This window comes from Eggerthella sp. BIOML-A4, from assembly GCF_009875575.1.
In the GTDB taxonomy this organism is placed as follows: domain Bacteria; phylum Actinomycetota; class Coriobacteriia; order Coriobacteriales; family Eggerthellaceae; genus Eggerthella; species Eggerthella lenta.
On the sequence record NZ_WWRX01000010.1, the window covers coordinates 1 to 13,531 of the forward strand.

Annotated in this window: 10 protein-coding genes; 7 read left to right on the forward strand and 3 right to left on the reverse strand. The window is 67.1% G+C overall.

Features of this window, described 5'->3' with window-relative positions:
• Window positions 1-475 (forward strand): molecular chaperone (locus GT613_RS11240; protein ID WP_161172626.1); only part of this gene is annotated, 475 nt, incomplete at its 5' end.
• On the opposite strand, the gene GT613_RS11245 is transcribed toward GT613_RS11240, so the two are convergent.
• Together GT613_RS11245 and GT613_RS11250 are read right to left on the reverse strand one after the other, a co-directional pair.
• Window positions 433-1,374 (reverse strand): YafY family protein, encoded by a 942-nt coding sequence (locus GT613_RS11245; protein ID WP_009608734.1) that lies wholly within the window; start codon window positions 1,372-1,374, stop codon window positions 433-435. The two genes, GT613_RS11240 and GT613_RS11245, sit on opposite strands and share 43 nt — an antisense overlap.
• Window positions 1,375-1,384: 10 nt before the next feature.
• Window positions 1,385-2,026 carry a GNAT family N-acetyltransferase gene (locus GT613_RS11250; protein WP_009608740.1) on the reverse strand — a complete coding sequence of 214 codons (642 nt, stop codon included), beginning with the start codon at window positions 2,024-2,026 and terminating at the stop codon, window positions 1,385-1,387.
• Between the two features lie 706 nt (window positions 2,027-2,732).
• Here GT613_RS11250 and GT613_RS11255 point away from each other — a divergent pair.
• From GT613_RS11255 to map, 6 genes are all read left to right on the forward strand, one after another.
• Window positions 2,733-3,845, forward strand: a complete 1,113-nt coding sequence (locus GT613_RS11255; protein WP_009608771.1) for a serine hydrolase — start codon at window positions 2,733-2,735, stop codon at window positions 3,843-3,845.
• A complete protein-coding gene (locus GT613_RS11260; protein WP_009608762.1) occupies window positions 3,842-5,017 on the forward strand; it encodes a hypothetical protein in 1,176 nt (391 codons plus the stop codon). The genes GT613_RS11255 and GT613_RS11260 overlap by 4 nt, the downstream gene beginning before the upstream one ends.
• 445 nt (window positions 5,018-5,462) lie before the next feature.
• Complete coding sequence (pheS, locus tag GT613_RS11265) at window positions 5,463-6,515, forward strand: phenylalanine--tRNA ligase subunit alpha (protein ID WP_345784125.1); 1,053 nt, start codon at window positions 5,463-5,465, stop codon at window positions 6,513-6,515.
• A 192-nt stretch (window positions 6,516-6,707) separates the two neighbouring features.
• On the forward strand, window positions 6,708-9,146 hold the full coding sequence (pheT, locus tag GT613_RS11275) for a phenylalanine--tRNA ligase subunit beta (RefSeq protein WP_009608763.1): 2,439 nt from the start codon (window positions 6,708-6,710) through the stop codon (window positions 9,144-9,146).
• A 952-nt stretch (window positions 9,147-10,098) separates the two neighbouring features.
• Window positions 10,099-10,824: a TVP38/TMEM64 family protein gene (locus GT613_RS11280; RefSeq protein WP_009608721.1), complete on the forward strand. Its 726-nt coding sequence runs from the start codon at window positions 10,099-10,101 to the stop codon at window positions 10,822-10,824.
• Window positions 10,825-11,069: 245 nt separating this feature from the next.
• Window positions 11,070-11,954 carry a type I methionyl aminopeptidase gene (map, locus tag GT613_RS11285; protein WP_009608735.1) on the forward strand — a complete coding sequence of 295 codons (885 nt, stop codon included), beginning with the start codon at window positions 11,070-11,072 and terminating at the stop codon, window positions 11,952-11,954.
• 161 nt (window positions 11,955-12,115) lie between these two features.
• Here map and GT613_RS11290 read toward each other — a convergent pair whose 3' ends face one another.
• Window positions 12,116-13,525: a sensor histidine kinase gene (locus tag GT613_RS11290; RefSeq protein ID WP_009608711.1), complete on the reverse strand. Its 1,410-nt coding sequence runs from the start codon at window positions 13,523-13,525 to the stop codon at window positions 12,116-12,118.
• Between the last annotated feature and the right edge of the window lie 6 nt (window positions 13,526-13,531).

Consider the following 13,531-nt stretch of genomic DNA (forward strand, 5'->3'; position numbering starts at 1 on the left):
CGCCGACGCGCTCCTGCGCGCCCTGCGCCCGGAGGCCACGCGCCTGTTCGTCGGCGCGCCCGGGCCAGCCTGCTCGCCCTACGAGGGCGTGTGGGCCGCCGAGGCCGACGGGGTGCAGCCGCTTTTGTTCGTGAACCCCCGCTCCATGGAGGTCGAGCGCTTCATGAGGTCCTGCGGCCTCGGCCGCCCCGAGGGCACCAGCGAGCCCCTCGACCATGTCGCCACGGAATGCGAGCTCCTCGAGCACCTGGCCCTGCGCGCGGCCGGCGCCCCGGCTTCCGAGGGCGCCCCGGACGGCGCCGACCTCCCCGGAGGGAGCCCGGCCGCCGCCTACGGGCGGTTCCTCTCCGGGCACGCCCAAGCCTGGATGCCAGCCTTCGCCGAGCGCCTGGCCGCCGAGGCGCGCCATCCCTTCTACCGCGCGGCGGCGGCCTACTTGGGCGCGCTGCTGGCCGACTGGCCGTCGGAAGCGTAAGTGCGCGCCACGGCTTCGGCGTGCTTGAGCAGCCAGGTGCGGACGTCGGGCGGCTCGAGCACTTCCAGCAGAGGACCGAACGACAGCAGATAGTAGCGCGTGCGTTCGGTGATGTTGCAGGTAAGGGTCACGAGCCAGCTGCCGTCGGCCTCGCGCGCTATCGTCTCGGGCGCGAACTCCTCGCGGACGCGCGACTCGGCCTGCGCGGCGAAGCGCATCACCAGCACGTCGTCGCCTTTCATGTGCCCGCCTTCATCAAGTGCAGGCAGCTCGCGCGCTTCGAACGTTTCCGGCAGCACATCCAGCGTTTCCCAGTCGATGCGGAACAGCTTGAACATGCGCCATGCATCCCGCTCGCGGCACCATGCGCGCAGGTACCACGACGATTCCTTGAACATGAGCTGGGCGGGCTCCACGGTGCGCTCGGTGCGGTTGCCCTCGGCGTCGAAGTAGGCGAACGACAGCGGGTGCCGCCCGATGGCGGCGTCGCGGATGGTGTCGAACGCGGCGCGGTAGTTCGGCGGCGCGCCCCAGAACGAGAAGTCCATGTCCAGCCAGTTCACGTTCTCGCGCTGGAATAGGCGGCCGAGGCGCACGGCCGTCTCGTCGCTCGCATCGTCGCTGGCCCCGGTGCGGTTGAGCGCGGAGAGCGCGGCCATGATGTCGTCCTGCTCGCGCTCGCTCAGCACCGAGCGGTCCAGCACGTAGCCGTCCATGAGGTGCACGCCGCCGCCTTTGCCGCGCGTCATGTACACCGGCACGCCCGCGGCCGACAGCGCGTCGATGTCGCGGCGCACGGTGCGCTCGGACACCTCCAGCTTGCGCGCCAGCTCGCCTGTGGTGGCGGTGCCGCGATCCATCAGCAGGTAGACGATCTCGAACAGACGTTGAGGCTGCATGGCTTCGTCCTTACGCGCAGTCGGTCGGGACGTTGGCTTCCAGCGCGGCGTTCGCTTCGTCAAGCACCTGCTGCACGAAGTCGGGGCGCGTGCGAGCCAGTTCGCTGAAAGGAACGGGATCCGCCGGGTCGTCGTCGAAGGGGGCGAGCTCTTTCACGTACCAGGTCACGTCGTGCCACGAACCCGCCTTCCAGCCGGCGTGCGATTGCACCCAGCAACGCTGGAACCCGCAGCCGGCGTGCAGACGCTCGCTTGCCTCGTTCGGCACGGTTACCAGGCCGTATGCGCTTTTCACGCCCTGCGCGCGCAGCAGTTCCAATAGCGCGCTGTACAGTGCGCGTCCCCGGCCGCCCCCGGTCGCGCCTTGTTCGAGGTACACCGAGAGCTCCGCATTCCACCGATAGGCCGCCCGGCTGGCTTGGGCGTGTGCGTACGCGAACCCGACGACGCGCCCGTCCTGCTCGAGGACGAGGCACGGATAGTCGACCATCGCGTCGGCCATGCGCGCGGCGAATTCGGCGCGCGAGGGCGCGACGGTGTCGAAGGTGACAGGCGTCTCGACGTACGGCGCGTACACCGCGCGCATGGCTTCCGCGTCGCCGCGCGCCGCGATCCGTACGTTCGCGCTGGTCGCACAAGGGGAGAAGTCCATCGGTTCGATCCTTTCGTGCCGGAAGGGAAGGCGGTGCGCACGGTCTGGGCAGAACCGCGTCCCCATACTACCACGAGCATGCAACCGGCGTCCGCGCCCTCGTTTGGCGCGTTCGAGGCTTTCGATCGAACCTGCGTCGAGCGTGCTTCGGAGAAGGATGGCTGCGCCCTGTTCGCCTGCTGGCCCCGCTGGCACGATTCCGCTCATCTATATGCTGCAGAATCGAGGTTTTGGCACGCTGGGCGCTCTCCATCGAAAAAGGTTCGGACAAAACCCCAGATCACGTTTTTCTCGCGGTGACGAAACCATCGTTGCAAGGGGGGGGTCAACTGCCAAAAACTCGATTTTGCAGCATATTTCAACATTGGGAGGCGTACCGCGGCCCGAAGGACGAGCGCGTCGAGGCCGAAACGAATCGCATCTACAAGGTCGGGTTCATCATGCTTTCGATCGGGCTTGTGCTGTATATGTACTTATGTACTACGCAAGCAGCTTGACATGCGTTTGGGCGAATAGCCCTTTCGCGCGCCTCTTCCGACTAGCACGACCCCGTGGCGCTCCTATGTTGTTTGGCCGTTGCGTACTTGTATACTCCTGTTCGTTAGGGAATACTGCACAGACGGAACGACCCGGAAGCGCGAAGCGGCGAGGCGAAATCGCCGGAAAGGCTGTTGTGGCAAGGATTCTCGAAACGATCAAACATCGGTTGAAGCATCGACCGGCTCTCGTCGCGGGCGTGATCGTGGGTGCCGTGGCGGTGTTGACCATCGGCGCGTGCGCGATGGCTGCGAGCGCCGTGCGACCCGAGGATCCCGTCGCCGTGGCCGACGAGGTGGTTGCCGCGCTCCCCGAAGCGACTGCGCAGACGGGACAGGCTGCGGCCTCGCAAGCGCAATCCGGGGATGTCGTCGACCCGCGCGCCGTCGCCGAAGATGCGCGCACAGCGCTCGACGCCGCATCGGGCACCGAAGACGTGAACCTGTTCAATTCGGTGACCGGCATCGCGCGCACCCTGTCCTCCGACGAGATCTCCGATGTGGAAGGCGCCATCGCGGCATACCACGATGCGGGTTACGAGGTGGGCTTTGTCATGTACGACCTGACCACGCACGAGGGTGTGGGGTACAACGCCGATCAATGGTTCTTCTCTGCCAGCACGGTCAAGGCACCGTTCGTGGCTTTCGCGTCGCAGGATATGGTGGACGGCGGCCGAGCCTCTCTTGATGAAGAGGTGGTCGAAGACGTCATCCTCGACGGTACCGGAATCATGTCGTCGGACGACATAGATCGCTACGACCTGCAAACCGTCATGGCCAACACCATCGTGCATTCCGACAACACCGGTTACGGGCTGTTGCGCGAACGCTTCGATCAGAACGATTTCCAGGCTTGGTGCGCTGCGGCCGACGTGGACGCCGCCGCTTGGCAGGGCGAATGGTATCCCTATTACACGCCGCGCGACTTGGCGAAGATGTGGCTGAACGTCGGCGCATACGTGGCCGAGGGCCAGGGCAACGCGCCGTGGCTCGCCGACGTGCTGCAGCAGACTGAACTGTCGTTTCTGCGCACGGCACTGGGCGAGGGCCGTCGTGTTTTGTCGAAGCCCGGCTACGAGATCGATACGCCCTGGTACGACATGGGCGCGCTCAACGATGCTGGCCTCGTGGTCACCGATACTGATGTTTACGTAATCGCCATCATGTCCGATGCCGATTACGATGACGAATACTTCACCGACAACGAGCACCTGATCGTCGATCTTGCGTCCGCGTTGGGGGCGGCGCACGATCGCCTGCTGTTCGAAGGAGGCGTAGCATGAGATCCGCACGCTGGAGCATACCGAACGCGATGCTCGCGGGAGTTCTGGCGCTTGCTCTGTGTTCGGGCGGAACCGTTTTCGGCGGCGGGGTCTTCTCGCGTGCCTGGGCAGACGAAGCGGAAGAGGCGCAAAAGGCCGTCGACGATGCGCAGGCCACGCTCGACGACGCCGAGGCGCATATGGAAAGCATCGCGGGCGACTACGACGCCCTCAAGCAGGACGTCGAGGAGCTGCAAGCGCGCGTCGACGAGATATCGGCCCAGGCCGTGGATGCCCAGCAGGCGGTCATCGAAGGCCGCGCGGCTCTCGGCAAGACGGCGGTGCACGAGTATCTCAACGGGGGAGCGTCGCAATCGCTCGTGACCATGGTGCTGGAGGCGCGAAGCTTCAGCGACCTTATACGCAATCTCACCTATCTCGATTCGATCATGCAGTTCCACGCCGACGAGGTGGAGGCACAAAAAGAGCGCTCGGCGAAGTACGAGAAGCTCATCGACGACCTGAACTTCCAGAAAGACGAGCAGGAGAAGAAGCTCGAAGAGCTGGAAGCGAAGCGCGCGGAAGCCGAAACCGTGCTGTCCCAGGCGAGCTCCAAGCTGTCGAACGCCCAAAGCGACCAGGCCGCGCGTTTGGAAGCGCTCAGGCAGAAGGCCGAGGAGCTGGCGGCTGCCGATGGCGCCACCGGGCCGGTCATCGACGAGAATGCGGATACCATCGGCCGCGAGGACGTGGTCGATTCCAACACCCCGGTCCAGCCGAACCCCGATCCGAACCCTCCGGCGCCGGCTCCCGAGCCCTCGCCCGATCCCGATCCGGCGCCGAGTCCCGCTCCTGATCCCGGCATCAGCTGGTCGACCGGCATCGCGTCCGCGTACGGCGGTTCCACCGATCCGTACACGCCGAACCCCGGCACCACGGCGAACGGGTCGGTGTGCGACGACAACTCCATGGGCGTGGCCATCCCGATGTCATGGCCGAACTTCCGCTCGTATTTCGGCCGCACCGTCGAGATCTCCTACAACGGGCAAACCGTGCTGGCCACCGTAAACGATTGCGGTGGCATGGGCGGGGGCAGCCGATCTCTCGATTTGCAGCCCGGCGTCTGGAAGGCCTTCGGCTTCTCGTCGTGCCTCGACTGGGGTCTGCGCACGGTCAACTACCGCTTCCTGTAGAACGCCGCGACGCGTCCTTGTGAAATTTCCCGCACGGCGTGCGCTCATGTGCTAAACTGCATCGTTACATGCGATGACGAAGACAGCGCCGCGCAACGCGGCTGCCGGCAGAGACGGGTGCCACCGGCTGAAAGCTCCCGGGCAGCAAGCGCGACGATTCCCTTCCGAGCAGCGCGTTTGAACGCGGACGCAGAGGCGCGACCCTGGTCGCCGCCCCGCGAGACGCCAAGTAGGATGCGCCGGGAGCTCCCGTCACAGAGCGAACGAGCGGGCGGCGCGCGCAGGCGCGGCCGTCAACCGAGGTGGTACCGCGAGAGCCTTCTCTCGTCCTTGGACTTTGGGCGCATGCCCTCAGGAGCAAGGACGAGAGAAGGCTCTTTTTCATATGCGCCGCCGGGCGGGCGGCGCGGGGCGAGAGACGGAAAGGGACGGCAGAATGGCAATCGTGGAGGAACTGGAGGCGCTGCGCGAGCAGACCATCGCGCAGATCGCGCAGGCGGCCGACACCGCGGCGCTCGAGCAGGTGCGCATCGGCGTGCTGGGCAAGGCGGGCACGCTGACCGGGTACCTGCGCCAGATGGGGCAGATCGCGAAGGAGGAGCGCGCCGCCGTGGGCAAGACGGCGAACGAGGTGCGCGCCGCCGTGGAAGGCGCGCTGGCCGCGCGCAAGGAGGAGCTGGCCGCATCCGAGCTGGCCGCCGCCATCGACGCGGCCGCCGTGGACGTGACGCTGCCGGGTCGCTCGCAACAGGTGGGCACGCGCCACCTCATCAACCGCATCACCGACGAGATCTCCGAGATCTTCCTCGGCCTGGGCTACACGGTGGCCACGGGTCCCGAGGTGGAGACCGACTACTACAACTTCGAGGCGTTGAACGCCCCGGCCGACCACCCCAGCCGCAGCCTGGCCGACACGTTCTATGTGCGCGACCTTTCCGGCGCGCAGGCGGCCGTGCGCGGCGAGTCCGACGTACTGCTGCGCACCCAGACCTCCGGCGTGCAGGTGCACGCGATGGAGGACAACGAGCTGCCCATCTACGTGATCGCGCCCGGCAAGGTGTACCGCCGCGACGTGGCCGACCCGTCCCACCTGCCCCAGTTCACGCAGATCGAGGGCCTCGTGGTGGACGAGGGCATCACGTTCGGCGACCTCAAGGGCACGCTCGACTACCTGTGCAAGCAGATGTTCGGCGAGGAGCGCAAGACGCGGTTCCGCGCCCACTACTTCCCGTTCACGGAGCCGTCGGCCGAGGTCGACGTGAGCTGCGGCATCTGCCACGGCGAGGGCTGCCGCTTCTGCAAGGGCACCGGCTGGCTGGAGATCCTCGGCTGCGGCATGGTGGATCCGAACGTGCTGTCCATGTCGGGCATCGACCCTGAGAAGTACTCCGGCTTCGCGTTCGGCATGGGGGTGGAGCGCATCGCCTGCCTGAAGTACAACGTGCCTGACCTGCGCATGCTGGTCGAAGGCGACATGCGCTTCTTGCGGCAATTTTAGGTTCCGTCGGCCTGACGGCCGACGGAACGTGCCGACGCTGCGGTTTCCCGTGGCACCCGATCTCGCGGCGAGGTCGAGGGCTCGCGTACCGAAGTACGCTTCACCCTCGCCCTCCCCACGATCTCGGGCACCACGGAAACCCTCGCTGACGTTACTGGACCTATGAAGGTTTGAGAAGAGGAAGAAACCAGTATGAAAGTATCTTTGAAATGGTTGTCTGAGTATGTGGACGTGCCTTCGGATACGAAGGCGTTTTGCGACCGGCTCGATTTGACGGGCACGGGGGTGGAAGCGATCGAGAAGACGGGCGACGCGTACGACGGCGTGGTCGTGGGTTATGTGGAGACGTGCGAGCAGCATCCCGACAGCGACCACATGCACGTGGTCACCGTGGACGTGGGCGCGGGCGAGCCGGTGCAGATCGTGTGCGGCGCGCCGAACATCGCGCAGGGGATCAAGGTGCCGGTGGCCACCATCGGCGCGGTGCTGCCCGGCGACTTCAAGATCAAGAAGTCCAAGCTGCGCGGCGTCACCAGCTGCGGCATGTGCTGCTCGCAGCGCGAGCTGGGCATGGGCAGCAACCACGAGGGCATCTGGATCCTGCCCGAGGACGCGCCGGTGGGCATGCCCATCGCCGACTACCTCAAGCTGTCCGATACGGTGCTCGACCTCGAGGTCACGCCGAACCGCCCCGACTGCCTCAGCATGGCGGGCATGGCGCGCGAGGTGGGCGCGATGTACCGCACCGACGTGAAGCGCCCGCAGATCGACCTCGTGGAGGACGCCGACGCGACCCCTGCGTCCGACCAGGTGAGCGTGGAGATCGCCGACGCGTCCCGCTGCTGCCGCTACACGGCGCGCGTCATCAAGGACGTGCAGGTGGGCCCGAGCCCCGACTGGCTGGCCGAGCGCGTGGCCGCCGCGGGCGCCCGCTCCATCAACAACATCGTGGACGTGACGAACTACATCCTGTTCCTGCTGGGCCAGCCGCTGCACGCGTTCGACTTCGACAAGCTGGCAGGCGCGGACGGCAAGGCGCACATCGTGGTGCGCCCGGCGGCCGAGGGCGAGCGGTTTACCACGCTCGACGGCGAGGATCGCCAGCTCGTGCCCGACATGACCGTCATCGCCACGCCCGAGCGCGCCGTGGCGCTGGCCGGCGTTATGGGCGGCCTCGAGACCGAGGTCACCGAAGCCACCACCACGGTGCTGCTGGAAGCCGCCGCGTTCGACCGCGCGCACACCAGCCGCACGAGCCGCAACCTGGGCCTGATCAGCGAATCGTCCATGCGCTACGAGCGCGGGGTGGACGACAACCCGGTGGCCCTCAACGCCGACATGGCCGCCGCGCTCATCGCCGAGGTGTCGGGCGGCACGGTGTGCCCCGGCATGGTGGACGTGTGGCTGGAGAAGACCGAGCCTATCGACCTGGAGTTCCGCGTGCCGCGCTTCTGCGCCATGATGGGCGCCGAGATCCCGCGCGAGGAGGTCGTCGACATCCTCAGCCGCCTGGGCTGCGAGGTGTCCGATGCCGACGACGCCGACGTGCTGTCCGTGACGGCACCGACGTTCCGCCCGGACCTGGAGCGCGAGATCGACCTGTACGAGGAAGTGGTGCGCCTCTGGGGCATGGACCGCATCCCGGCCACGCTGCCGGGCGGCCGCGGCCGCTACGGCACGCGCTCGCAGGTCGAGCACGTGTCCGACGTCATCCATCGCACCATGTGCGCGAGCGGCCTCAACGAGACGATGACCTACTCGTTCGCCGAGCCGGGCGACCTCGACCGCCTGCGCATGAGCCACGAGGGGCTGGGGCAGCCGGTGGAGCTCATCAACCCGCTGAACGCCGACCAGTCCGTCATGCGCCAGAGCATCGTTCCCGGCCTCATGCGCAGCGTCGCCTACAACCAAAGCCGCGGCGTGAAGAACGTGCAGCTCTACGAGATGGGCGCGGTGTTCTTCGCGACGCAAGGCAAGAAGCAGCCGAAGGAGCGCCGCCGCCTGGCCGGCGTCATGGCGGGCGCCATGGGCGACGCCGGTTGGAACAGCGCTCCGGCCGCGTTCGACTTCTTCGACGGCAAGGGCGCGATCGAGAATCTCGCGCGCGAGCTGGCGCTGCCGAAGCTGCGCTTCAAGGCGCTCTCGGCCGACGAGGCTCCGCACCTGCAGCCCGGCCGCGCGGCCGCGGTGCTGTCGGGCGGCACCGAGCTTGGCTGGGTGGGCGAGCTGCACCCGCTGGCCGTGGACGCCTTCGACGCGACGGCGCCCGTCGTGGCGTTCGAGCTTGACGTAGACGCCCTGGCGAAGTCGGCGCGCCCCGCACGCGACTACGTGGACGTGCCCACGTTCCCGGCCGTGTCCATGGATGTGGCGTTCGTCGTGGACGAGGGCGTCGCGCACGAGAAGCTCGTGCAGTGCATGACCTCGGCGGGCGGCAAGCTCTTGGAGGACGTGCGCCTGTTCGACGTGTACCGCGACGAGGCGCGCGTGGGCGCGGGCAAGAAGTCCATGGCCTACGCGCTCACGTACCGCGCCGCCGACCGCACGCTCACCAGCGAGGAGGTCGACAAGGCCCACGAGCGCCTGGTCAAGAAGGTGTCCAGCGCCACCGGCGCCGAAGTCCGCGGGTAGGTCCGCCCGGGCTGTCCCTGCGTTCCCGTCCAGCAACGACAGGAACGCAGGGGGCCGGCGGGTGGTCGGCTTTGCCGTCCTGAGCGCAGGGCCGTCTAGGCTGCTCCTTTTGTCATCCTGGGCGCAGGCCGTAGGCCGGAGTCGAAGGATATCGCGCGGCGAAAGCGGGAAACATCACATCTGGCGCGCGTGCGGGTACCGCCCCGCCGTGCGCCAGATTTTTTTTCGGCGGAAATCCGGCATCAGGGGTCGAGCTTTCTCGTCATCGCTGGCGGGAATCGGAGCCAAAGCGGATTTTCCGCCCTTTCGTGCAAGTTTTTCGACTTCGTGGCATGCTTGAACCGTACGAGGGTTCTTCCCACCTGGAGTTTCTTGCTCGGAGATACCTCGAGGCGGAGCGCATGCTTATCTGCCATTCGCGAAATGCCTGGTCGACTATGTCGTGTTGTGCCACGAAGTCAAAAAACTTGCACGACCACCCCCGTCCGCCGTTAAACCAGGATTGACATAGCCCGGGTCGGCTCGTCCCTCGAAAGCTCGCCGGCGGCTCGGAAGCCCTCCTCGGCCATCGGTCAGACGCTCGTCCCGCCTGATCGCCAGCCACCCGATAGGTGAAGCGGCGTGCGGCGGTGCATGTCGATCCAGGTTTGACAGCGAACGCCCCCGAAGCGAGCGTTGCCCCCCTTCGCTCTCCGCGAGTTCTGCGGGGAGGCGAAGACTCGAACGATTTGGCGCGGGTCATTCGCAATCGCGAACCCGAATGCGGCGGGGTAGAGATGCGTTTTCGCTCGTCGGACGGCTTTGGTGCGGCGACGGCTCGTCACGGCGACGCCCAGTCGTCGGGGATCCGGGGCGACGGCGTGGAGCCTGTTCCGTTACCGGTTCGTTTTCGCGCACGCACCTGCGTGCGGCGCCGCCGTACGACAATTATGCGGACGGCGAAAGGGGCGGCATGGCGAAATCGGTGGGCACGCAGGATAGGGTGTTGCGCAAGCGGCGCATGGTTGTGGCGGCGGCGCTGCTTGTGTTCGCCGGCATCGTCGGGGTGCTGGCGCTACTGTTCGGCCGCGACGCGCTGGCTTTCCTGACCGACGGACATCGCGTGCAGCAGCAGGTGGAACGCTTGGGGCCGCTTGCGCCCGTGGTGTTCGGCCTGCTGGTCGTTCTGCAAGAGGTGACGGTGATCGTTCCCAGCGAGCCGCTGGAGCTTGCCGCGGGCTACGCGTTCGGGTTCTGGGAGGGCGCGTTCGTGTACCTTGCCGCCAGCGTGGTCGGCTGCTTCGCCATCATCGCGGTAGTGCGCTTCGGCGGCGATCGCGTGCTCGAGCTCGTCCTCACGAGGAAGGGCCGCGAGTGGCTGACCCGCTTGCGCGGGGCGCAGAGGTTCGACTTCGCTATTCTCGCGGCGTTCTTCATCCCTGGCCTGCCGAAGGATCTCATGGCCTACCTCGCCGCGTTCGCCGGCATGCATCCCGTGCATCTTGCAGTCGTCACCACGGCCGGTCGGTTGCCGTCGGTGCTGGCCATTACGCTGGGATCGTCGTTCGCCGCCGCAGGCGATTGGCGGGCGACCGCCATCGTGTTCAGCGTCACCGCCGCGGCCGTGGTGATCGGTGCGCTCGCATACCATCGTTTCAAGCGCCAGCGCGACGGGGGTGCGGGAGGAGCGGCGAAGTAGGCGGTCAATGCGCTTAGCGGGGCGGCGCGACGGTCTTCAGAATCTAGAGAAAACTCCCCATTTTGTCCATAGGTGTTTTGGTCATAATTTTGAACGTCCTCCAGGGGCATGGCGCGGGATTTGCTGGCGCACGGAGCGGGCGGGACGGGCAGAGTGGGATGCGATCTCCCGATCTTCCTTCTCTTTCCGATGTTCGCGATGTCTAACAAGCGGTACAATAGCCGGCAAAACGAAAGGATACGCGTATGTACGACGGACGAACCAACCCGGGCCGCAACGACGAATGCTGGTGCGGCAGCGGCAAGAAGTACAAGAAGTGCCACCTCGCTTTCGACGAGCGCCTGCAGAGCATGTACGAGCAGGGCTTCGAGCTGCCTGAGCGCGCCTCGCTGAAAAGCGCGGCCGACATCGAGGGCATCAAGCGCAGCGCGGCCATCAACATCGGGGTGCTGGACTACGTGGCCGAGCGCATCGGGCCGGGCACGACCACGGAGGAAGTGGACCGCTGGGTGCACGACTACACGGTGGAGCACGGCGGCATCCCCGCCGACCTCGGTTACGAGGGGTATCCGAAAAGCGTGTGCACCTCCATCAACGACGTGGTGTGCCACGGCATCCCGTCCGAGGACGACGTGCTGCGCGAGGGCGACATCGTGAACGTGGACTGCTCCACCATCCTCGACGGCTACTACTCGGACTCGTCGCGCATGTTCTGCATCGGCGCGGTGTCGCCCGAGCGGCAGCGCCTGGTCGACGAGACGAAGAAGGCCATGGAAGCGGGCCTTGCCGCCATCGAGCCGTGGGGGCTGCTCGGCGACGTGGGCGCGGCGGTGAACGCGTACGCGAAGGCGCAGGGCTTCTCGGTGGTGCGCGAGTTCGGCGGCCACGGCATCGGCTTCGACTTCCATGAGGACCCGTTCGTCAGCCACGTGTCGGAACCGGGAACGGGCATGGTGCTGGTGCCGGGCCTCGTGTTCACCATCGAGCCCATGGTGAACGCCGGCGAGGCGCCCATCGACATGAGCGATCCGAACGGCTGGACCGTGCGCACCGCCGACGGCAGCGACACCGCCCAGTGGGAAGTGCAGGTCGCCATCACCGAGGACGGCTACGAGTTGCTGAGCTGGTAGGATACTCGGTGTCTCGGAAGGCGCTGCGGAACGCATCATCGCCCGAAAAACACGGAATCGCGGGCGAAAACGTGTTTTTCGGGCGATGATGCGACGGCGCGTCATCGGGTCGCCACGCGGGCTGCTCCGGGCGGCCCGCGCGACCCCAAACGTTCCGGATGCTAGCGCGCGTCGCCTGCGAACAGCAGCACGTGGATGGTCGCCGCATACTCGTCGATCTCAACTTGCACCTCGCCCCGGTAGCGCTTCGCCAGCGTAGCCACCGAGGCCAGCCCGATGCCGTCGCCCTCCCGCTTAGCCGAGCGCACGTCGCTCGACAGCACGCCGTCCGGCGCTGCGGCGGCCAGCGCGCGGGCGTCGGACGGCGTGCAGCTGTTGCGCACGGAAACCAGCACGGCGTTGCCCTCGATCCGCGCTTCGGCATCCACGAAGAGCGGGCGCGCCCCGTCCTGCGCTGTCGACCCGCGCCCGTCCGCTCCGGCTTCCTCGCGCACCGCGCGCTCGCAGGCTTCCACGGCGTTCTCCAGCAGGTTCGCCATCGCCATGCAGAAATCGGCTTCGGGCAGTGGCAGGCGCTCGGGCAGCGCGAAGGCCAGCGACACGTCGGCACCGCAGGCTCGCGCCCGCTCGGCGAAATGCGCGGCCACGGCGTCCAAGGCGAAGTTGAGCGCGTAGGCGCCCGGCTCGCGCTGCGCCTGGCCGGCTCCCTGCTCGTCGAGGTACGCGCGCAGGCCCTGCACGTCGTCCTCGTCGGCGAACGATCGAATGACCAGCAGTTGGTGGCGGAAGTCGTGACGGGCCTTGGCGGTGTCGCGCAGGGTGCGCCGCAGGCTCCGATAGCGCTCGTGCTGCAGCTCTTCCAGCTGGGCCGCCTCGCGTAGGCGCGCGTTCTCCATGACGGTGCGCAGGGCCGAGAACAGCATGAGGTATGACGCCACCATCAGAAACGCCAGCACGCCCACCGCCAGCGCGTACAGCGCATCCGAGCCGCTCGACAGGAACTCCACCGCGTACGCGAACATATACAGCGCGTTCGCTGCGACGAAGAACCCCGCGGGCACCGCGGCCAGGCGCCGCCAGAGCGCGGGGTCGTCCACCTGCTCGACGCCCCAGCAGATGGTGCGGGCGAACAGCGGCGCCAGCACAAGCGGGCCCGCGGAGCACACGACGGCGTCCAGCACGCGCCGCGCCCCGAAGCTCCATTCCAACGCCACTGTGCGCAGCAGCACGTCGTAGGCGAGGATGGCGATGGCGACGGCAGTCGCGGCGCTGAAGAACACGAACAGGCGCTTGCCCCACGGCAGCTTCGTCAGCGCGGCCAGCGACAGCAGCGAGACGGCCAGCACGGGAACGGTCGCCCAGACCCCTTCTTCGCCGGCGAAGGCCGCCACGCCGATGCCGCAGGCCAGGCTGACGGCGGCGACGATACCCAGCGCCATGCCCACGGTGGCCCCAAGCGAGAAGCGCAGCCGCCCGCGCACGGCCAGCAGCATGAGGAAGAACATCGCCAGGAACGTGGGCGCGTTGCGCACGACGTACCACAGAACCCCTCCGGCAACGTCCTCTCCCATGGAAGC

Excerpts from the sequence above, each read along its gene's own strand:
- map (WP_009608735.1), top strand. The coding sequence starts at position 11,070 with ATGTACGACGGACGAACCAACCCGGGCCGCAACGACGAATGCTGGTGC.
- GT613_RS11245 (WP_009608734.1), bottom strand. The coding sequence starts at position 1,374 with ATGCAGCCTCAACGTCTGTTCGAGATCGTCTACCTGCTGATGGATCGC.
- pheT (WP_009608763.1), top strand. The coding sequence starts at position 6,708 with ATGAAAGTATCTTTGAAATGGTTGTCTGAGTATGTGGACGTGCCTTCG.
- GT613_RS11290 (WP_009608711.1), bottom strand. The coding sequence starts at position 13,525 with ATGGGAGAGGACGTTGCCGGAGGGGTTCTGTGGTACGTCGTGCGCAAC.
- GT613_RS11250 (WP_009608740.1), bottom strand. The coding sequence starts at position 2,026 with ATGGACTTCTCCCCTTGTGCGACCAGCGCGAACGTACGGATCGCGGCG.
- GT613_RS11280 (WP_009608721.1), top strand. The coding sequence starts at position 10,099 with ATGGCGAAATCGGTGGGCACGCAGGATAGGGTGTTGCGCAAGCGGCGC.
- GT613_RS11260 (WP_009608762.1), top strand. The coding sequence starts at position 3,842 with ATGAGATCCGCACGCTGGAGCATACCGAACGCGATGCTCGCGGGAGTT.